At 72.4% G+C, this 20242-nt stretch carries 16 protein-coding genes; 7 read left to right on the top strand and 9 right to left on the bottom strand.

The annotated features are described in order from the left end of the window. Positions 1–96: 96 nt before the first annotated feature. The 3 genes from QF030_RS36140 to QF030_RS36130 are packed head-to-tail and all read right to left on the bottom strand — an operon-like array spanning position 97 to position 3656. Positions 97–2439, bottom strand: a complete 2343-nt coding sequence (locus QF030_RS36140) for a glycoside hydrolase family 65 protein (protein WP_307166770.1) — start codon at positions 2437–2439, stop codon at positions 97–99. Then, positions 2436–3203: an HAD family hydrolase gene (locus tag QF030_RS36135; RefSeq protein ID WP_307166769.1), complete on the bottom strand. Its 768-nt coding sequence runs from the start codon at positions 3201–3203 to the stop codon at positions 2436–2438. Before QF030_RS36135 ends, QF030_RS36140 begins: the two co-directional genes overlap by 4 nt. Positions 3204–3260: 57 nt before the next feature. Next, positions 3261–3656, bottom strand: coding sequence for a YybH family protein (locus QF030_RS36130; RefSeq protein WP_307166768.1), 396 nt, complete (start codon positions 3654–3656; stop codon positions 3261–3263). Positions 3657–3719: 63 nt separating this feature from the next. On the opposite strand from QF030_RS36130, the gene QF030_RS36125 reads away from it, so the two are divergent. Together QF030_RS36125 and QF030_RS36120 are read left to right on the top strand one after the other, a co-directional pair. After that, positions 3720–4361, top strand: coding sequence for a nucleoside/nucleotide kinase family protein (locus tag QF030_RS36125; protein ID WP_307166767.1), 642 nt, complete (start codon positions 3720–3722; stop codon positions 4359–4361). Between the two features lie 57 nt (positions 4362–4418). Then, positions 4419–5054 carry a DUF6461 domain-containing protein gene (locus QF030_RS36120; RefSeq protein ID WP_307166766.1) on the top strand — a complete coding sequence of 212 codons (636 nt, stop codon included), beginning with the start codon at positions 4419–4421 and terminating at the stop codon, positions 5052–5054. On the opposite strand, the gene QF030_RS36115 is transcribed toward QF030_RS36120, so the two are convergent. The 6 genes from QF030_RS36115 to QF030_RS36090 all read right to left on the bottom strand — a co-directional run bounded on the left by QF030_RS36115 (position 5044) and on the right by QF030_RS36090 (position 13337). Continuing rightward, on the bottom strand, positions 5044–6879 hold the full coding sequence (locus QF030_RS36115; RefSeq protein WP_307167815.1) for a hypothetical protein: 1836 nt from the start codon (positions 6877–6879) through the stop codon (positions 5044–5046). The genes QF030_RS36120 and QF030_RS36115 overlap by 11 nt on opposite strands. A gap of 70 nt (positions 6880–6949) precedes the next feature. Beyond that, positions 6950–8668, bottom strand: coding sequence for a hypothetical protein (locus QF030_RS36110; protein WP_307166765.1), 1719 nt, complete (start codon positions 8666–8668; stop codon positions 6950–6952). Positions 8669–8670: 2 nt separating this feature from the next. After that, a complete protein-coding gene (locus QF030_RS36105; protein ID WP_307166764.1) occupies positions 8671–9573 on the bottom strand; it encodes a carbohydrate ABC transporter permease in 903 nt (300 codons plus the stop codon). Further along, positions 9570–10481, bottom strand: coding sequence for a carbohydrate ABC transporter permease (locus tag QF030_RS36100; RefSeq protein WP_307166763.1), 912 nt, complete (start codon positions 10479–10481; stop codon positions 9570–9572). Before QF030_RS36100 ends, QF030_RS36105 begins: the two co-directional genes overlap by 4 nt. Positions 10482–10602: 121 nt before the next feature. After that, entirely contained in the window at positions 10603–11925 is a 1323-nt protein-coding gene (locus tag QF030_RS36095) for an extracellular solute-binding protein (RefSeq protein ID WP_307166762.1), read from the bottom strand. Between the two features lie 278 nt (positions 11926–12203). Further along, a complete protein-coding gene (locus QF030_RS36090; protein ID WP_307166761.1) occupies positions 12204–13337 on the bottom strand; it encodes an ROK family protein in 1134 nt (377 codons plus the stop codon). Positions 13338–13658: 321 nt separating this feature from the next. Here QF030_RS36090 and QF030_RS36085 point away from each other — a divergent pair, with 321 nt between their 5' ends. The 5 genes from QF030_RS36085 to QF030_RS36065 all read left to right on the top strand — a co-directional run bounded on the left by QF030_RS36085 (position 13659) and on the right by QF030_RS36065 (position 20210). Then, on the top strand, positions 13659–14567 hold the full coding sequence (locus QF030_RS36085) for a BadF/BadG/BcrA/BcrD ATPase family protein (protein WP_307166760.1): 909 nt from the start codon (positions 13659–13661) through the stop codon (positions 14565–14567). 233 nt (positions 14568–14800) lie between these two features. Then, complete coding sequence (locus tag QF030_RS36080) at positions 14801–16717, top strand: phosphatase PAP2 family protein (RefSeq protein WP_307166759.1); 1917 nt, start codon at positions 14801–14803, stop codon at positions 16715–16717. A 95-nt stretch (positions 16718–16812) separates the two neighbouring features. Next, positions 16813–18471: a phospholipid carrier-dependent glycosyltransferase gene (locus QF030_RS36075; RefSeq protein WP_307166758.1), complete on the top strand. Its 1659-nt coding sequence runs from the start codon at positions 16813–16815 to the stop codon at positions 18469–18471. A gap of 99 nt (positions 18472–18570) precedes the next feature. After that, complete coding sequence (locus QF030_RS36070; protein ID WP_054241013.1) at positions 18571–19494, top strand: MurR/RpiR family transcriptional regulator; 924 nt, start codon at positions 18571–18573, stop codon at positions 19492–19494. 335 nt (positions 19495–19829) lie between these two features. Beyond that, the gene (locus QF030_RS36065; protein WP_307166757.1) at positions 19830–20210 is read left to right on the top strand and encodes a hypothetical protein; all 381 of its coding nucleotides are present in this window, start codon (positions 19830–19832) and stop codon (positions 20208–20210) included. Positions 20211–20242 lie beyond the last annotated feature (32 nt).

The raw sequence follows: 20242 nt of genomic DNA, 5'->3' as shown, positions 1-20242 counted from the left end.
GAACCGCCCGATCGCACGGCCCGGGCCGCGCGGGGGCGGGCGATCCACCGGCGTCCGGCGGCCGGGAAAGACGCCGCCGGACGCCCGTCCGGTGGCTCAGCGGGTGTTGGGTCCCCGGTGCGGGGGCTGCCGGGGCACGGGCCGGTCCGGCACGGGCGGTACGGCACGGACGACGGGCCCGTCGCCGTTCACCAGCACCGGGTCGCCGTGGTGCCGGATCGTCAGGGGTGAGCCGGACAGCAGGGTGTACGCGGCCTTGTCCGGGCCGATCTCCACCCGCAGCCGGCGGCCGAGCAGTTGGACGCTGAAGGCGAGACGGCTGAACCTCTCCGGCAGCCGGGGTGCGAAACGCAGGCCCTCGCGGTCACCCCGCAGCCCGCCGAAACCGGCGACCAGGGCCATCCAGGTGCCCGCCAGGGACGCGATGTGCAGCCCGTCGCGCGTGTTGTGCTCCAGGTCGGCCAGGTCCATCAGCGCGGCCTCGGTCGTGTAGTCGTAGGCCAGCCCGAGATGGCCGGCCTGCGCGGCGATCACCGCCTGGCAGCAGGCCGAGAGGGAGGAGTCGCGGACGGTCAGCGGCTCGTAGTAGGCGAAGTTGCGGGCGATCTGCTCCTCGTCGAAGTGGTCGGCGCAGGTGTACATCGCCAGGACCAGGTCGGCCTGCTTGACGACCTGTTTGCGGTAGAGGTCGAAGTAGGGGAAGTTGAGCAGCAGGGGGTACTGGTCGGGGCGGGTGGCGGCGAAGTCCCACTGCTGGTAGCGGGTGAAGCCCGCGTGCTGTTCGTGCACGCCGAGGTCGTGGTTGTAGGGCACGTGCACCGCTTCGGCCGCGTCCCGCCAGGCCGCGCTCTCCTCCACGTCCACGCCCAGCCGGGCGGCCTCGTCCGGGTGCCGGGCGACGGCGTCGGCGGCGGCGAGGAGGTTCGCCCGGGCCATGAGGTTGGTGTAGGTGTTGTCGTCGGCGACCGCGCTGTACTCGTCGGGCCCTGTGACACCGTCGATGTGGAAGGTGCCCTGCGCGTCATGGTGGCCGAGCGAGCGCCACAGCCGGGCGGTCTCCACCAGCAGTTCCACGCCGGTGGCCGCTTCGAAGTCCGTGTCCCCGGTCGCCGTGACGTACCGGACCACGGCGTCGGCGATGTCGGCGTTGACGTGGAAGGCGGCGGTTCCGGCCGGCCAGTACGCCGAGCCCTCCGAGCCCTCGATCGTCCGCCAGGGGAACGCGGCGCCCCGCAGGCCGAGTTGGGCGGCCCGTTCGCGGGCGGCCGGCAGGGTGTTCTGCCGCCAGCGCAGGGCCTCGGCGACGGCGCCGGGCGCGGTGTAGGTGAGCAGGGGCAGCACGAAGGTCTCGGTGTCCCAGAAGGCATGGCCGTCGTAGCCGGACCCGGTCAGCCCCTTGGCGGGGATGGCGCGCTGTTCGGCGCGGGCACCGGCCTGGAGCACGTGGAAGAGGGCGAAGCGGACGGCCTGCTGGATCTCCTCGTCGCCGTCGACCTCGACGTCCGCGCGGGACCAGAAGTCGTCGAGGTAGGCGCGCTGGTCGTCGAGGAGGCCGGACCAGCCGCTGTGTCCGGCCGCCGCGAGGGCCGCCTCCACCTGGTCGCTCATCGCGGGCCGGGAGCGGGCGCCGGACCAGCCGTGGGCGACGAGCTTCTCCACGCGCAGGCACTCACCGGGCTCCAGCACGGAGGTGACGGTGAGCCGGGCCACGTCGACGTTGCTCTCGCTGTCGATGGTGGTCCGCTCGGGGCCGGTGACCTCGTGGTCGGCGGCCACGGCCACCCGCAGCCCGCTGCGCTTCGTGCGGTGCACGAGCCGCAGCCGCCGGCCGACGGCCACGTCCTCCTCCGGCTCCAGCGGCGACTTCAGCGCACGGGCCGCGCGCGGGTCGCCGTTGGGGTCGGGCAGACTCTCGTTGGTGACCAGCTCGGACTGGATCACGACCCGGGAAGTGCTGCCGACGGCCTCCACCTCGTAGGCGACGGCGGCCACGGCCCGCTGGGTGAGCGAGACCAGCCGGGTGGAGCGCACCCGGACCGTGGACCCGGCGGGCGAGGTCCACTCACAGGTCCGCTCCAGGACGCCCCGCCGCAGGTCGAGCACCCGCTCGTGCGTGACGAGCCGCCCGTAGCGCAGGTCGAACGGCTCGTCGTCGACCAGCAGCCGCAGGATCTTGCCGTTGGTGACGTTGATGACGGTCTGCCCCGACTCCGGGTAGCCGTAGCCGGCCTCGGCGTAGGGCAGCGGGTGCAGTTCGTGGACGCCGTTGAGGTAGGCGCCGGGCAGGCCGTGCGGCTCGCCCTCGTCCAGGTTGCCGCGCCAGCCGACGTGCCCGTTGGACAGCGCGAAGACGGACTCGCTCTGCGCCAGGACGTCGAGGTCGAGCCGCGTCTCGCGCACGCACCAGGGTTCGACGGCGTAGGACCGGTCCGTGATCACTGCCGCTCTCCCTCGTCCACGCCGTCGCCGCCCGCGAGGTCCGCGAGGTCCTTCACCACGATGTCCGCGCCGTGCGTGTACAGCGCGTCGGTCTGTCCCACCCGGTCGACGCCCACGACGTACCCGAATTTCCCGGCGCGGCCCGCGTCCATCCCGGCCAGCGCGTCCTCGAAGACGGCGGCCCTCGACGGCTCGACGCCGAGGTCGCGGGCGGCGGCCAGGAACGTGTCGGGGCGCGGCTTGCCCGGCAGGTCCCGCTCGGCCGCCACGACTCCGTCGATCCGTACCTCGAAGAGCTGCTCGGCGTCGATCGAGCGCAGCACGTCGCGGGTGTTGGCGCTGGAGGAGACGATCGCCGTCCGCAGGCCACGCGCGCGTGCCGCCGCTATGTAGCGCAGGGTGCCGTCGTACGGCTCGACGCCCTGGGTGCGGATCTTCTCCAGGAGCAGTTCGTTCTTGCGGTTGCCCACCCCGTGGACCGTCTGCGCGTCGGGCGGGTCACCGGGTTCGCCCTCGGGCAGTTCGATGCCCCGGGAGGCCAGGAAGGTACGGACGCCGTCGGCGCGGGGGCGGCCGTCGACGTACTCGGCGTAGTCGTGGGCCGGGTCGAAGGGCAGGAAGCCCGCTCCGTCGCGCGCCCGCAGGAACGCGTCGAAGGTCTCCCGCCAGGCGGCCGCGTGCACCACGGCCGTCCGGGTGACGACCCCGTCAAGGTCGAAGAGACAGGCCTGGATCGTTTCGGGGAGCCCGAGCGTCGTCGTCATAGGGCCCTCGTTCCCCCGCATCGGCTCCCTCACCGGTGTGTCGCGCGCCACATCCGGTCAGTCGTACGGGAAGGAGTGGTGCTCGTGGGCGATGAGCCAGCGGCCGTGCTCCTTGCGCAGGCCGAAGGTGAGCCGCAGCCGCAGGCTCGGGCACTCGGCGAGCTCCTCGGGCGTGCCGCAGCGCAGCAGGGCGTGGGCGTAGGCGACGTCGTGACCCGCGGTGACGTCGAGGGTGTCGATGTCGAAGCGGGCGCCCTGGGCCTGCCAGAGGAAGAAGGGCGGCCAGGTCGCGCGGTAGGCGGCCAGGCCCCGGATGCCCTCGTGGGGTGCGGGGACGTCGTACATCACCAGGTCCTCGGCGTGCTGGTCGAGGACGGTGTCCAGGTCGCCCCGGTGGACGGCGTCGGCCCAGCGCGTGATCAGGGTGCGGATCTGCCGCTCGTCGTCGGACACGGTCGTCCTCCTTTCCTTGCGGCCTTGCGGGTCACCTCCCAGGAGACTGCGACACTCTGCTGTGTGCTCACTTTCGACGATCTGCTGGTACGTGCCCGTGCCCTCGCCGGGGGCGGCCGCCGGCGCGCGCTGCTCGGGATCGCGGGCAGTCCGGGCGCGGGCAAGACGACGCTCGCGGAGCGTCTGGTGCGGGAGCTGAACGGCTGCGGGGATGCCTGGGTCGCGCACGTCCCGATGGACGGCTTCCATCTCGCCGACGTCGAACTGGACCGCCTCGGCCGGCGGGACCGCAAGGGGGCGCCGGACACCTTCGACGCGGCGGGGTACGCGGCCCTGCTGCGGCGGCTGCGGGAGGAGACGGACGGCGAGGACCTGGTGTACGCGCCGGGCTTCGAGCGGGAGCTGGAGCAGCCGGTGGCGGGGGCGGTGCCGGTACCGCCGACGGCCCGGCTGGTCGTCACGGAGGGCAACTACCTGCTCGTCGGCACAGGTGCGTGGGCGCGGGTGCGCGAAGCGCTGGACGAGGTGTGGTTCTGCGAGTCCGACGAGGACGAGCGCGTCCGCCGGCTGATCGCCCGGCACGAGGAGTTCGGCAAGGGCCACGAGGAGGCGGTGGCCTGGGTGCGGCGCAGCGACGAGCGCAACGCCGAGCTGGTCGCGACGACGCGGGACCGGGCGGATCTGGTGGTGCGGACACCCCTGTGAACCGTCCGGCCCCCGGCCCCCGCCGCGATGTCGGTGCCACGCGTTAGTTTCGAGCGCATGACCGACGGAATCGTGTGGCTGGTGGATCTGGACGGCTGGATGTCCAGCGTCGTGTTCGCGCGCGGGATCTCCCCCGAGGAGCTGGCCGTCCGTATGGGAGCCGACCCGGGCGGGGCCACGGAGCCGATCACCGACGCCGAGGTGTGGCAGCTCGGGATCACGCAGTGGCGGTCGGCCGAGTACGGGGACGGCGTGGTCCGGGTGGGCAGATCCGGGGACTGGTCGTTCGCCCTGGAGTACGGGGACTCGACCGGCGGGGACCTGCTCGTGGAGCTGTCACGGGACGGCGTGGAGGTCGTGCGGTACGTGCCGCCCCAGGAACACCCGCCCGCCGATTTCCACTACGCGCGCGACGGCGTGTTCGTGTGCGGTCACGGACTGCGGGAGGAGGTGTGGCGCTGGGGCTCGGAGCCGGATCTGCTGCTGCCCGACCTGGTCGCCGCGGGCATCCTGTCCTCCGACGGCAGCACCTTCCTTCCGCCGGAGGACGAGGACTACCGGACGGGCTACCGTCACAGCCTCGGTGTGGTGGAGCGGCGGTTCGGTCTGTCCCTCTCCCCCGCGGTCCTCAAGGACGCCCGGCTGCCCGCGTACGCGGTGCGCGGCACCCCGCGGATGACCCTCAGCCCCTGAGGGCGGCGCGCAGCGTCAGCGTGGGCTCGGCGTGCGCGTCGTCGGGGCCGAGGACGGCGGTGAAGGCGTCCGTCCGCACGGTCAGACCCTCCTCGGCCCACTCGGCCGACACCGTGAACGGCTCCTCGGTGCCGTGGCGCACCGCGAACACGTGCAGGTCGTCCGGCGCGTCCACGAGCGGTCCCGCCTCCAGTGCCGTCGAGCTGACCAGGTGGCGCCAGCCCTCGTCGGGGTTGCCGTAGCCGCGCGGGTCGGCGGCGAGCGCGAACGCGGCCCGCTCCTGGGTGAGTCCGGCGCGCGCGTCGAAGTGCTCGGGGCCCCGCGCGTCCGGGTGCGTGAGGCGCAGGCCGCCCGGTGCGAAGACCGCGCCGTGCGCCGTGCGCCGGACCCGGTCGCCGTCGTCCTCGGCGTACGGCAGGCCGGCCAGCAGGTACGTCGTCCCGTCGAGGCGCTCCACGGCGACCGTCGTCCACAGGGCGGCGCCGTCGGTGACGTACAGGGAGCGCACGCTACGCAGGACGTGGTCGCGGCCGACGACCGGCTGGGTGACCAGCTTGGCCGTCAGTCCGCCTGCGCGGGCGTCGCGGACCCGGACCTCGCCCATCGGCCGGCACAGCAGGAAGCCGTCGGTGACGGGGCCGAAGCCGTGCTGGCGGTCGACGGCGGCGGCCAGGTAGTAGGTCCCGGCCGCCTCGACGACCGCCGGGGTCATGTGGTCGTCGAAGGCCACCGAGACCGTGCCGGCCCGCAGCTGGTGCCGGGTGGGGCCGGCGGACGGCTCGAGGTGCCAGCGGCTGGTGTCCTGGATCTGCCAGACCAGCATCCACGCGAAGTGGCCGTCGACGCCGCCGTCCGCCTTGACGGCGTGCCGTGCCCAGCGGCTGTCGCCCCGGTAGCGGCCCAGGTCGGCGCCGATCCGGGCGCCGAAGTAGCGCAGGCCGAGGACGGACTCGAAGGCGGAGTGCTGCTCGCTGTAGCGGGGGCCGCCGTTGTCGAAGCCGCCGCCGGTGAGCCGGGCGTCCAGGTAACGGGCGAGGGCCTCGCCGTCCTCGGCGAAGACCTCCTCGCCGCTGACCCGGTGGGCCTGGGCGAGGAAGGAGAGGGAGATCGGGCCGTAGTTGTTGTCGTAGGCGCCGCCGTGCTCGGGGGGCAGCAGGGCGCCCCGGTCGCGGACCCGGTGGGCGCGGATCTCGTCGAGGTACAGCGCCAGTGCCCGCGCGCGGACCGGCTCGCCCTCCCGGGGAGGCAGCCGGCGGGCCAGCATCAGACCGCCGACCACGCAGCCGATCGCCTGGTTGCCCGCCTCCTGGGGGTTGAAGAAGGTCGCCTCGGTCAGCCAGCTCCAGTAGCCGCGCGCCACGTCCAGGAGTTCGGCGCGCTGCTCGTCCGGCACGAGGCCGTCGGCGGTGTCGAGGACGTTCACCGCCTGGAGCAGCGCCCACACCGTGCTCGGCCAGTCGCCGATCGGGGGCGCGCCGGCCGCCAGGGTGTAGCGGGCGTACGGGAGCCCGGAGTCGCGCACCCGCAGGTTCGGGTAGCCCGGGTTGTCGTCCCGGTGGACCCGCTCGCGGAGGTGGAAGGCGAGGCTGCGCCGTACCGCCTCCGGCAGCCGCGGGTCCCTGGTGCGCTGCCAGGCCAGGGCCAGCAGGGAGGTGATGCCGAGCGAGGTGTCGCCGATGTCGTCGACGCAGTCGGGGTGTTCCAGGCTGCCCTGCGGTGTCATGCGGCGCAGCGCCTGTTCGGTGACGTCGGCGAGGACGGCGTCGTACGCCTGCGGGGTGTCGGGCAGATCGTGCAGTGGGCCGTGCTGGTGCGTGAGGTGCACGGGCGGGGACGTGAGGTGCACGGGGATCAGCCCTTCATACCTGAGATGGCCATGACGTGGGTCGTCGGAGTCACGCGCCAGGTGCGGGCCGGCGGGCACGCAGGGCGACGGTCAGTGTGCTCGGGCCGTCGCCACCGATGTAGACGCGGTTCCCGGTCGTCGCATCGGTGCCGCCCACCACGGTGTAGTCCTGCCCCGGGTCGTAGCGCAGTACGTCGCTGCGGTCCGGTCCGGCCGGCGGCTCGCCTGCCTCGACGTCGGCCTCGACCCGGATCTCGTCGTCGCCGACCCGGTAGGTCATCGGTCCGGTCGTCAGACTCCAGCGTCCGTCGCCGATCGGCACGGCGCCCTCTGTCACGCCGCCCGGCCGGAAGGTCAGTTCGAGCGCCCAGGGCACGCGCGGTCCGCTGATGTGGATCCGCAGGTCGGCGCCGTCCTCCTTCAGGTCCACCTCGACGCGGGTCGTGTGCGAGGCCTCGTCCCGCGGCCGGTCCGGGAAGGCCATCGCGCCCGAGAAACGTCCCTCGTCCGCCATCCGGTAGACGCCGTCGTCCCGCCGCCGGTCCGGTGGCAGGGGCTGGTAGTAGGCGGCCGTGAGGGTTTCGGTGAGCCGGTACCGGTGGGCGGCCAACTGTTGCATGTCGGCGGCGCGGAACGGGCCCAGGTCGAAGAATCCCCGCGAGAGACGGACCGCGTCGAGGACGGCGTCGCCGGCGAACAGGCGCAGGAAGGTCGGATTGCACGCGAGGCCCGAGCGGATGCGCCGGTGCCCGGGCACGTCGGAGCCGCCGTACACCACGGTGTGCGCGGTGGCCGCGGCGCGTACGGCGAGGCGCGCGGTGGTGAGGTACCGGTCGCGTGGAAGCGGCTCCGCAGCCGGGGCCGGCAGGGCGCGGCACAGGTCGGGGGTGAGCAGGGTCTCGGCGAGCAGGCCGGGGTCGTCGACGCCGCCGGCGGCCGCCAGCCGCGCCACCCGGGCGAAGTCGCCCCGGCCGGTGCGGATCGCGAGCAGCCGGTAGTGCGGCAGGTAGGGCGCCAGCGGGAACGGGTGGTTCTGGTCCTGCCGTCGCGAGTGGACGGTCTCCACCGTGCCGTCCGGCCTGATCAGGTCCAGGGTCGCGGCGAGATTGCGTTCGACGGCGTACAGCAGGTCGGCGCGGCCGAGCACTTCGGCCAGCAGCAGCAGCGAGGGGTTGGACACGTGGGCCGCGTAGTTGGCGCTCCGCTCCGAGTACAGACCCTCCACGTCGATGTCGACGCCCTCGGAGAGCCACTCCTCGACGCGGTCGAGCAGCCGGTCGTCGGGGAACGACCGGTGCAGCCGGGCCAGCGCCGCGCACAGCTCCCAGCGGTGGTTCGGCGTGTGCACCCCACCGGTCAGGAGACTGCCGGAGGCGGCGCCGGCGATCTCCGCGAGCGCGGCCGTGACCTCGTGCAGTTCCGGCCCCGCGGCCGCGGCGAGGACGTGCGCGTCGCACACGTCGTTGACGGTGAACGCGGAGTCCGGCGGTGACTGCACGTTGTCGCCGCCGGCGAAGAGGCCGGTGGGCGTCTGCGCGGCCCGCAGCGCGCGGAGGTGGGTCGTCGTGGCGGCGACGGCCTGCCCGCTGCCGTGCAGGGCGGAGTCCGGGGAGAGGTACGCCGCGACCAGCGTCTTGACCCGGCGTGCGAGAGCGCGGTGGGTCAGACCGGCGGGTTCCTCGCCGGGGTGGGCCGCCAGCGGGGCGGCGAGCCGGTCGGCGGCGCCGGCCGCCGCGCGGACGAACTCGTGGTCGAGCGGGGTGGGCACGGTCAGTCCTTCAGTCCGGCATTGATGTCGGCGCCCATGACGTAGCGCTGGAAGACCAGGAAGATGGCGATCAGCGGGATCATGGAGATGACCGAGGCGCCGAGCAGTACCGACCAGTTGATGTTCTGCGCGCCGACGATGCTCTGGATGCCGATCTGCACGGTGAACTTGTTGGGGTCGTTGAGCATCAGAAGCGGCCAGATGTAGTCGTTCCACCGCCACTGGAAGGACAGGATGGCGAGCGTCAGCATGATGGGCCGGGAGAGCGGCACCATGATCCGCAGGAAGATCGACAGTTCGCGGGCGCCGTCGATGCGTGCCGCTTCCACGAGTTCGTCGGGAACCGTCAGGAAGAACTGGCGGAACATGAAGCATCCGGTCGCGGTGAGCACGGCCGGGAGGATGATGCCGGCGAACGAGTTGTAGAGGCCGAGGTTGCGGACCACCAGGAACTCGGGGGCGAGCATGACCTCGGACGGCAGCATCGTGGTGGCCAGGATGCAGATGAAGAAGACCTTGAGCCATTTGTTGTCGTACTTGGCCAGTGCGTAGCCGGTGCAGCAGCTGACGCCCACCGTGAGGATCGTCGTGATCACGCACACGATCGCCGTGTTGACGAAGTACTGGGAGAAGTTGGCACTGCGCCACGCGGTCAGGTAGCCCGACAGGGTGGGGTTGTGCGGAACCAGCGTCAGCGGATAGGAGAACAGGTCACTGGCCGGCTTGAGGGAGCTGAGGATGAACCACAGCACCGGCAACCCGTACAGGCACGCCAGGACCCACAGCAGCGTCGTCGCGGGCACCGCCCGCCGGAGTCCGCCACTGGTGGCCCTGCGGGGCCGCTTCTTGGAGACGGCCCGTGCGGGACCGGCGTCGACCGGGCGTGGCATGTCTGTGGTTGTCATCGGTTCTCCACCCGCCGGTTGACGATCAGCTGAATGATCGCGACGGCCATCAGGATGAGCATGAGCACGAACGACGCGGCGCTCGCGTAGCCGATCTGGCCCCGTTTGAAGCCGGTCTCGTAGATGTACTGGACGAGCAGGTTGTTCGACGTGCCGGGTCCGCCGTTGTTGAGGGCGACGAACACCGGGTACTCCTTCATCGCGTTGATCGTGTTGAGCAGGATGACGATGAACGAGGTGGGCGCGATGCTCGGCAGCGTGATGCTGATGAACTGGCGCCATGGACCGGCGCCGTCGAGCGAGGCCGCCTCGTAGTACGACACCGGTACGTTCTTGATCGCCGCGATGAACAGCAGCATCGAGAAGCCCGTCCAGGCCCAGGACGCCGCCATCACGACCACCAGCAACGACAGGTCCGCGTTCGACTGCCACGGAACGGCACTTCCGCCGAGCTTCTCGATGACGTAGTTGACCAGTCCGAAGTTCTCACCGAACAGCCACCGCCACAGGACGCCCACGACGATGGGCGACAGAAGCCACGGGATGAAGAAGACGACGCGGGCGACCGACGCGCCCTTGGCGTGCTTGCTCACCAGCAGGTTGGCGGTGAGCAGCGAGACCGCGAAGTTCAGCGGTACGAAGAGCACGGCGTACAGCAGCGTCCGGCTCAGCGCATCGTAGAAGGCGGAGTCCCCGAACAGGTTGTGGTAGTTGTCCAGTCCGACGAACTGGAACACGCCCACACCGGTGTAGTTCGTGAAGGAGTAGACGAGCCCGATCACCGCAGGCCAGACGAAGAACAGCGAGAAGAGCACGACGTTGGCCGCGATGAGGACGAGCGGCGCAAGGGTGTACTTACTGCGTCTCCTGGGCGGGCTCGCGGACACGGCCGAGGCGCGTTTTGTCATCTTCCTGACTCCGTGCTGATCGAATGGATTTCTGTGGCTCAGGCCATGAGCCCGGCATTGCGCAGGCGCCCGGGCCGGGCGGCGGTGTCTCGACCCCGCCGCCCGGCCCTGCGGTCGACGATCAGCCGCCGACCTGCTGGTTGTAGCCGGCCACGATGTTCTCCAGGGCCTTGTCGGCCGACTGCTGGCCGTTGATCGCCTTGCCGAGCTCCGTCTTGGTCGGGTCCTCGGTGAGGCTCTTGCCCTTCAGCACCCAGTTCGTCTGCGCGCCGTTGAAGTATCCGGAGATCGGGGCGTAGAGCGGGATCGACTCGTTGTACAGCTTGAACGCCGCCTGTGCCGCCTCGGAGGTGAAGGGGTACTTCGGGTTCAGACCGCTCTCGACCGGCAGGAACCCGGACGCCTCGCACAGCGCCTGGTAGTGGGCCGGCTCGTACAGCCAGGACAGGAACTTCGTCGCGGCGGCGGCCGCGTCGCCGTTGTTGTTGAAGCCCACCGTCATGCCGCCGCTGTTGACGTCGCTGGCCTGCACCGGCTGGGCGGGAGTCGGGACGCTCGCCCACTCGAACTTCTTGATGCTGTCCGCGAAGGAGGCGACCTGCCACACGCCGGACCAGTAGGCGACCACGTCACCGCTCTGGAACATGGCCGACGGGTCGGCGCCGCTGGTCCACACCGACTTCGGCATGGTCTTGTCGTCGTTCAGTCCGACGAAGTAGTTCACGGCCTTCTTGGTCGCCGCGTCCACCGAGAACTTGCCGGAGGAATCCGCGTGGACGTACTGCCCGCCCATCTCGTACACCATGGCACGGAGCCTGGACGGCGACTGGTCGAACGTCAGCGAGTACTTGGCGCCGGTCTTCTCCCGGACCGTGTCCGCGGCCTTGACGAAGTCGGTCCAGGTCCAGGTGTTCTGGGGCGAGGCCGGGACGGCGACGCCGGCCTTCTCGAAGAGCGTCTTGTTGATGAACAGGCCGGACGCGGTGACGTCCGAGGGGATGGACAGCACCTTCCCGGACGAGTCCTTGGCGAGGAAGTTGGCGTTGATCTTCTTGGTCTTGTCGTTGGCGATGGAGCTGAGGTCGATCAGCTTGCTCGACCAGATCGGGTCCAGCGCCGGCACGGCCGCCACGTCGGGCAGGGAGTTCGCCTGCGCGGCGTTGTGCAGCTTCGCCGTGTAGCCGTCGTAGGGGATGTTGACGAGCTTGACGTTGACGCCGGTTTCCTTCTTGTACTGCGCCACCATCTTCTTCCAGCCCGCGTCCTGCCCCGGAACCGTGGAGATCCAGAACGTCAGCGACTTGGAGGTCCCGCCCGAGCCGGATCCCGACCCGCAGGCGGAGAGAAGCAGGGCACCTGCCGCGACCCCGGCAGCGAGGGGAACCAGGCGGCGTATGCCGCCGCGGCCGAGTCGGCGGGAGCGCCGCACACCCACAGTGGTCATCTTCGATCCCTTTTTTTCGTCGTAGGGGACGGAGCACGGCGCCGACCGAGGCGGCACGGGTGCATTTTGCAGGAAGGCTGCTTTCCGGTGGCGTCGGCCTCGCCCGGCCGCGTCGCCTCGACGGGTGGGATCCCCGGCCATGAGGGCCGTCGTCGCACAAGCACACCCTCGTGCGGCTGCCGTACTTCGCGTACGGGCTGGGATGCTCAACCCAAGCCGGCGTCCCGACCGACTTAGAAAGCGCTTGTCCGGACATTGGCAGACCGAGTCGCGGGCCGTCAATCCTCGGTCCGCGCGGTCTCGGTCACGGTTTGGACTCCCCGGGCCACCGCGAGCCGCGCGGCGCCCGCCACGGTTCCGGTGTCCCCGACCGTGCTGCTGACCACTTCGGTGGGCCAGCTCAACCGCGCCAGCTCGGCCCGCACCCCTGGCAGGAGCTGCGGATCCGCGCCCGTGCTGCCCCCCAGCACGATCAGGCCCGGGTCGAGCACGGCGGTCACGGCGGCGGCCAGCCGGCCCACGTCGGCGGCATGGCGGCCGACGACGGCGCGGGCCCGGGCGCCGCCCTCCCCCGCGAGGGCGAAGAGCCGCTCGGTGGTGCGCGGACAGGGGCCGTCGGCGCCCTGCCAGGCCGCCGCGGCGCGGCGCAGCAGGGACCGTGCGCCGATGTACTCCTCCAGGGCCTCCTGGCGCGGCTCGCGGCCGTCGTCCCAGGGATAGGGCAGCCGGGCGAGCTCTCCGGCGGCGCCGTTCGCGCCGCGCAGCACCGAGCCGCCGACGACGATGCCGAGGCCGATACCCACGCCGATCCGCAGATAGCCGAAGGTGTGCCGGCCGCGCGCGGCCCCCTCGTGCAGCTCCGCGAGCGCCGCGCAGTTGACGTTGTTCTCCAGGTGGACGGGCACGCCCGGCGGCAGTGCGACGGCCATGGCGTCGAAGACCGGGCCCGCCTTGGCGGTCGCGGGACGCATACCGCTGCCCTGCCGGTCCCGCGCCGCCACGTCACCGACGGCGACGACGATGGTGCGCAGCGGAATGCCGGCGGGCAGCGCGGCCAGCGCCTCGCGCACGGCGCCGGCGGCGTCCGTCCGGGAGGCGGTCGCCTCGGCGAGCAGCGAGCCGTCCAGGGCGCACCCGCGGACCCGGGTGAGGGCGGGGCCGAGATCGACGGCGAGCACGGCGCCGGCGGCCGGCCCGAGACAGTAGACGGCCGCGGAGCGCCCGGTGCCGCTGGAGGCGGTGCCGGAGTGCGAGGCGAGCCGGGCGCCCTCCAGCTCCGCCACGGCGGCGGACACCGTCGGCTTGGACAGCCGCGCCAGACCGGCGAGCTGCGGCCGGGTCGCGCTGCCCGCCTGGGCCAGCACGGCGAACACCGCACTCGCGCTCTCGGTCAGGCGGGGGGCTTCCGCCACGTCGAGTTCCACAGTTTCCCCCACACGGGTACAGGGCCGCGCGCCCTCGCCGATCGGCTCGGCGGGCTGCGGCGATGGGATGCTCCGACGTCGCGCGTTCCCGTCCCGCGGCGGCCCGGACGGGAGCCTGGACGGTCGAGTGCGCGATTACTCTTGACGCACTGTACTTCGTTAGTTAACTTCCTAACGAACTTCACGGTACTCGCCTGCCGTGCTCGTCAGAAGCCCGTCCCGGGGCTTCCCTAGTTCACCGATCCGCAATCCCTCAGACACGGTTCGCCCGCCGTCGCAGCTCGACGCAGCAACGACGAAAGAGGATCCGTGCAGGACTCTCCCCCTTCGGGCCCCCTCGTGGTCGGCGTCGACGTGGGCGGCACCAAGACCCATCTGCGCGCCCTCGCGGGCGACGCCCTCGTTGCCGACCATGTCCGCGCCAGCACCGGCTGGCGGCCGCACGACCCGGCCGCCGCCGCACGCTGGCTCACCGGCCTCGTCCGCGACACGCTGCCCGGTGACACGCGCCCGGCCGCCTTCGCCGTGGGCGCGCACGCGTGCGAGACACCACGCCAGTGCGCGGAGATCCGCGACGCCCTGCAGCTCTCCCTCGGTGTGCCCGCCCGGGTGGTGGGCGACGCCGAACTGCTCGTTCCCGCCGCCGGACTGGGCCGGGGCGTCGGCCTCGTGGCCGGCACCGGTTCTGTGGCGGTGGGCCGGCTGCCCGGCGGCGACCCCGTCCAGGTGGGCGGCTGGGGCGCGGTCCTCGGCGACGAGGGCGGCGCCGCCGGTCTGGTCCGCGAAGCGGCCCGGGCCGTATGGGCCGCCCACGACCGCGGTGAGGAACCCGGAGCCCTGGCTCTGCGCCTCCTCGCCGCGGTCGGCGTGCCCGAGGTCCCGGCGCTCGGCGCGGCCCTGGAGGGCGCCTCGGACGTCTCCGCGGAGTGGGGACGGCACGCTCCCGCCGTCTTCGCCGCCGCGGACGACGGCTGCGCGCTGGCCCGGTCCGTGATCGCCGGGGCCGGTGCGGCGCTCGCCTCGCTCGTCGCCCGCCTCGCCGCACGCGGTGTCGCCGTCGACGACGTGGTCGTGGCGGGCGGCACGGTGCTGGGCCAGCGGGCGCTCTACGAGGCGTTCACCGCCGGGCTCGCCGACACGGTGCCGGGGGCGCGGCCGCGGCCGCTCACCGTGCCGCCGGTCGAAGGGGCGGTGGCGTTGGCGCGCTCCCTCCTGTGAGGCGCGGGCCCCTCGTTCACCCGCAGGACACGCACCGGTCGCCGGGTCATCGCGCGAGCGACACGACTCGGCCGTAGATCTTCGCTCGTACGCCCCTTCCGGCCCACACGCCGAAGGACGGACGAGCCGCACCCGATCGCACGTACCCACGCACGTACTCCGCGCGTATCACCGCGGATACCCCGCACGTCCTTCCCGGCCGCACGGCCGAAGAACTCGAGAGAGGCCCACTCATGCCGTCACCCGCCCGGCAGTCCACCCCCTCGGCCGTGAACAGAAGGCGCTTCCTGAAGATCTCCTTCGGGGGCTCGGCGGCGCTGGTGGCCGCTCCGACGCTCGTCTCCTGGCTGGGCGCCGCCGACGCCAAGGCCGCCACGGGCCCGCTGCCCTTCGTCGACGACTACAAGACGAACATCACGGCGAACCTCACCCCCGAGACCAACGCCGTGGTGCGGATCCTGGGCGGCTTCGCCCAGGTGTGGAAGACCGGCGCCGCCTGGAACACCGGCACACCGCTGCGGCCCGACATCCTGCGCGCCAACATGCGCTACTGCATAGCGATCACCCGCACCCGTACGGAGGCCGAGGGCCGGCTGGCCTTCGTCCACGACCGTCAGCACCAGAGCTACGCGATGATCGCCGGACTCGGTCCCCTGACGGAGCTCTACAAGAGCGGCGCCAAGGCCGTCACCTCGATCACCAGCGCGCCGGACACCACTCCCGCCACCACGATCAGTGACTCCGTCCCCGCGGACGCGCCCGCCGGCTCCGCCATCGGCGCCGGCTCCTACACCTCCGACCTCGGCCGGGTCGCCCAGCTCGTCGACACCGTGCGCGGCCCGTTCGCCTCCGGCAACCCGGGCAAGTACGCGTTCCAGTACCCGCGTCCGTGGCGCATGAACGAGAACAGCGAGGTCGTCGACACCGGGAAGACCGATGCCCTCGGCTTCCCGGTGTACGACTCGAAGGTGGTCGTGGTCCCGCAGCTGCTGCGTCAGCGCGGTACCTCCGCGACCGACGACGGCGGATTCCCCAGCGGGCACACCAACGCCTTCCACCTGGCGTCGCTGGCGTTCGCGTACGCCGTGCCCGAGCGGTTCCAGGAGCTGGTGACCCGCGCCCTCGAACTCAGCCACACCCGGATCGTCTCCGGCATGCACTCCACCGTGGACGTCATCGGCGGCCGCATCATGGCCACCGCCCTCGCCGCCGCTGCGCTCGCCGATCCGGCCAACGCCGACCTCAAGGCGGCCGCCCGCGCCCAGGCCCTGGCCTACTTCACCGAGAAGACCGGCACCACGGCCGACACCCTTGCCGCCTACGCGCACTCCGACGCCTCGGACCCGTACGCCGACCGGGAGGCCAACACGCGTGCCAACCTGCCCCGCCTGACCTACGTCCTCGAGCGCCAGGGCCGCAGCACGCCGCTCACCGTGCCCAAGGGCGCCGAGGTGCTGCTGGAGACCCGGCTGCCGTACCTGACGGCGGCCCAGCGCCGCGAGGTGCTGCGCACGAACGCGCTGCCCTCCGGATACGTCATGCTGGACGGATTCGAGCAGTGGGGCCGGCTGAACCTGTTCGCCGCGGCGGACGGGTACGGCGCCTTCGACGGGGACGTCGCGGTCACGATGGACGCGGCGAAGGGCGGCTTCGACGCGGCCGACGTCTGGCGCCACGACATCGGCGGCGAGGGCGGGCTGACCAAGCGCGGCTCGGGCACGCTCACCCTGACCGGACACAACCGTTACCACGGCGGAACCGTGCTGGCGGAGGGGGTGCTCGTCGCGGGGCACGCCGACGCCCTCGGCCAGGGCGACGTGCGGCTGACCGGCGGCACGCTGCGCGCGGGCGCCCCGGTGCGGGTGCGGGGCGCGTGGACGCAGGAGTCCGGCGCGGCCTTGGACCTGACGTTGCGCGGGCACCACGGGCCCGTCCTCACGGTGTCCGGGCGGGTCCGGCTGGACCGGGGCGCCGTGCTGTCCCTGCGCCTCGACGCCGACCGGCCGCCGGCCGCGGGGACGACGGTCCCGGTGATCGACGCCTCGGCGCTGCGCGGTCGGTTCGACCGCGTCGAGCTGAACTCCGACCGGCTGCGCGCCGTACCCGTGTACACGGCAGACGGTCTGTCGGTACGACTCCTGAAGCGGTAGCACCCGTCGCGGCGGGAGCCGGTGCGGACGAGCCCCCGAGGCGGCTCCGCACCGGCTCCGGCCGCCGCCCGGCCGGGGTCACCGCAGGACGGACGATGGCAACCGAACCGCATCCGGTCCCGGAGACCACCCCCGACACGAACACGGCGCGGCCCCCGGCCCCGGCCCGCCGACGGCTGCTCGTCCCCGTCCTGGTGGCGGTCCTGCTGACCCAGATGGCCGTCGCGATGGTCACCACCGCGGTACGGCAGACCCCGACCATCGACGAGCCGGTGTACGTCGCCACGGCGGCCGACTACCTCCACGAGCACCGGGTGCGCCTCAACCCGGAGCACCCGCCCCTCGGCAAGCTCGTCGTCGCCGTCGGCGTGGCCGTCGCCCGCCCGCAGGTGGATCCCTCGTTCACCGGCGCCCAGGAGGCGGCGGGCCGGCACCTTCTGTACGGGTCCGGCAACGACCCCTGGCGGCTGATGCTGTGGGCCCGGCTGCCGGTGATCGCGCTGACCCTGCTCTTCGGCCTGGTCGTGTTCGCCTTCGCCCGTGACCTCGCCGGACCCGCACCCGCGCTGACGGCGCTCGCCCTGTACGCCCTCTCCCCCGACGTCGTCGCGCACGGCTCGCTGGCGACGCTCGACGTCCCGGCGGCGGGCTTCCTGCTGACCTCGGTGTGGCTGCTGTGGCGGGCCCGCCGGGCCGGCGCGGGCCGGTGTCTGCCGCTCGCCGGGGCCGCTCTCGGCGCGGCGCTCGCCACGAAGATGAGCACGCTGCCCGCGGTCCCCGTGCTGGCGGCCCTGGCGGCGGTGACGGTGTGCGCCCGGCGGCCCCGCGACGTCCGGCGGGCGCTGTCGGCGGCGGCGCTGGTGACGCTGACCGCCGTCGCCGTCGTCTGGGTCTCGTACCTCGTGGTCGATCCACTGCTGCGCTGGAACCCAGGGGCGACCCACGTGCCCGTCGTGCACGGCCTGCGCGGGCGCCTCGTCCGGATGCTGCCCTTCCCCGAGGCCTACCGGGACGGCATGCGGATCCAGTTCGGTCTGGAGAACCGGTCGTGGCGGGGCTTCCTGTTCGGGCACCGCTACTCCGGCGCCCGCTGGTACTACCTGCCGGTCGCCCTGGTCGTGAAGACGCCGCTCGGCACGCTCGCCCTGTGGACGGCCGGGGCGGTCGCGATGACCGTGGTGCGCCGGCTGCGGCCCGCGGCGCCGTACGTGCTGGTCCCGGCCGCCGTGCTGCTGGCCTCGGCCATGTCAGGGGCACGGGATCTGGGGACCCGGTACGCCGTCTTCCTGCCGATGTTCCTCGCGGTGGCCGCCGGATGCGTCCTGACGGTGCGCCGGCGGTGGGCGCCGGTCGCGGTGGCGGCACTGGTGGCGTTCGTCGCCGTCAGCTCGCTGCGGACGTACCCCTACTACCTGCCGTACTCCAACGAGGCGTTCGGCGGACCGGCCGACACGCATCTACGGCTGCACGACTCCAACGTGGACTGGGGTCAGGACCTGGGACGGCTGGCGGACCGGCTGCACAGCCGCTACCGGGGCGAGCGGGTGTGGCTCGTGTACAAGGGCAGCGGAGTGCCCGCCTACTACGGCATCCACGCCCGCGATCCGCGTCGGGTGCCGCCCGACGAGGTGCACGGGCTGCTGGTCGTGTCGGACTCCGCCGTCGCCGAGGCCAGGGACGGCCTCGGCGTGCTGCTGCGCTCCAGCCGACCGGTCGACGAGGTCGGCGACTCGATCACGCTGTACCGGCGGTAAGCCGTGATCACCGGGTGCGTGCGGGGGCGTCTTCGACCGCTCTGTCCGGCACGGCCCCTGAAGTATGTTGAGCCCGTGGAAGACAAAGGAGGCGCACCGGTGCCATCGCCGCAGCAGGCACGCGCACAGGCATCCGCGATCACCTCGGGCAGAACCGGTCCGGAGACGGAGGTGTCCCCGACCTCCCGGCTCAGGGCGCTCTTCGACGGACCCCATCTGTCGCCGGGGCAACGGCGCATCGCCCAGTATCTGATCGAGCACATCACCGAGGCGGCGTTCCTGTCGATCACCGACCTCGCGGACCGCGTCGGGGTCAGCCAGCCCTCGGTGACCCGGTTCGCCGCGGCGGTCGGCTTCAGCGGTTATCCCGCGCTGCGGGAGAGGCTCCAGTCGATCGCGCTGGGCGCCCTGGCCGGCGGTCCGGCGGCGGCCGAGGTGAACCGGAGCAACGAGCTCCAGGCGGCGGTCGAGGCGGAGATCGAGAACCTGGAGAACCTGCGGCGCGACTTCGCCGACCCCGACCGGGTCATCGACGTGGGCCGCAAGCTGTCGCAGTCGACTCCGCTGACCGTCCTGGGGCTGCGGATCTCCGTCTCGCTCGCCGAGTACTTCGCCTACGCCGCCCGCCGGGTCCACCCGGACGTACGGCTGGTCACCCGGGGAGGCAGCGTCGCCTACGACGCGCTGCTGCAGTCCCGGGAGGCGGGCGGGACCTGGGTGCTGGCGTTCTCGATGCCCCGGCACGCGCAGGAGACTCTGACCGCCGTACGGGTCGCGCGCAGCGCCGGTCTCAAGGTGGCGCTGATCACCGACCTGGCGCTGGGGCCGGTGGCCGACGAGGCCGACGCCACCTTCGCCACCGGCACCGGCTCCCGGCTGGTCTTCGACTCCTACGCCGCCCCCGGGGTGATGGCCGCGGCCCTGCTTCAGGCCATGACCGACGCGGGACCCGAGCGCACCCAGGCGCGGCTCGAGGAGTACGAGCAGATCGCCGAGCAGCACCAGTTCTTCCTGCGTGAGTGATCGTCCTTCCCCGATCTTCCTGCCGTTCCCCGCCCTTCCCTTCCGAGGCCACCCCCTCCCCCGGCAAGTAACAGAGGGATCATTGCGGGCATATCGCGCATGAATGTTTTCATACGTCTTGCAAAGACGTCGGCATATATAAATACTGCTCACGGCCGCATCCGCCCGCCAAGGGCTCATGTACGGGCACCCGAAGCCGCCGTCCCCTACCCGCGTCGGCGCCCAGGGTGTTCGGGGCATCGCTTGCGCGAGCGCCCGTGGCGGCCCCGGTCTTCCCCTGGGCCGGGGCCGCCCCGAACCGTCGGACCACCGTCACGACGCCAACACCGGAAGCGATGATCATGACCCTGACGACGACGCGCATCAGCTCGGACTGGCCGTGCCAGGTCAAGACTCCCGGCAGCTACGACTGGGAGCGCTCGGCGGCCAAGTGGCTGCGCGAGCTGGTGCCCGCGCGCTACGCGAGCTACCCGGCGCTGCTGCGCCACCCGGTACTGCTCGCCCGCCACGCGCAGATCCAGGTCCAGAACGAGGTCCGGGTGGCCCGCACCGCCCTGCAGACCGCCCGCGCCGACCTGCCCCGGCTCGGACTGCCCGAATCGGTCATCGAGCACACGATCAAGATGTACGCGGCCGAGGTCATGCAGCTCCAGCACATCGCCCGCAGCGTCCGAGCGGTCACCCAGGCCCTGGTGGAGCAGAGTCCCGGACGCTGACCGGGAAGAGCCGTCCGGGTCCTCCCGAGGGG

This window comes from Streptomyces rishiriensis (assembly GCF_030815485.1).
GTDB lineage: Bacteria > Actinomycetota > Actinomycetes > Streptomycetales > Streptomycetaceae > Streptomyces > Streptomyces rishiriensis_A.
This window is presented reverse-complemented; position numbering and strand designations above follow the sequence as displayed.

Coding starts and splice junctions, on each gene's coding strand:
- QF030_RS36135 (WP_307166769.1), bottom strand. CDS start 3,203: ATGACGACGACGCTCGGGCTCCCCGAAACGATCCAGGCCTGTCTCTTC.
- QF030_RS36120 (WP_307166766.1), top strand. CDS start 4,419: ATGACCGACGGAATCGTGTGGCTGGTGGATCTGGACGGCTGGATGTCC.
- QF030_RS36105 (WP_307166764.1), bottom strand. CDS start 9,573: ATGACAACCACAGACATGCCACGCCCGGTCGACGCCGGTCCCGCACGG.
- QF030_RS36100 (WP_307166763.1), bottom strand. CDS start 10,481: ATGACAAAACGCGCCTCGGCCGTGTCCGCGAGCCCGCCCAGGAGACGC.
- QF030_RS36095 (WP_307166762.1), bottom strand. CDS start 11,925: ATGACCACTGTGGGTGTGCGGCGCTCCCGCCGACTCGGCCGCGGCGGC.
- QF030_RS36080 (WP_307166759.1), top strand. CDS start 14,801: ATGCCGTCACCCGCCCGGCAGTCCACCCCCTCGGCCGTGAACAGAAGG.
- QF030_RS36075 (WP_307166758.1), top strand. CDS start 16,813: ATGGCAACCGAACCGCATCCGGTCCCGGAGACCACCCCCGACACGAAC.
- QF030_RS36065 (WP_307166757.1), top strand. CDS start 19,830: ATGATCATGACCCTGACGACGACGCGCATCAGCTCGGACTGGCCGTGC.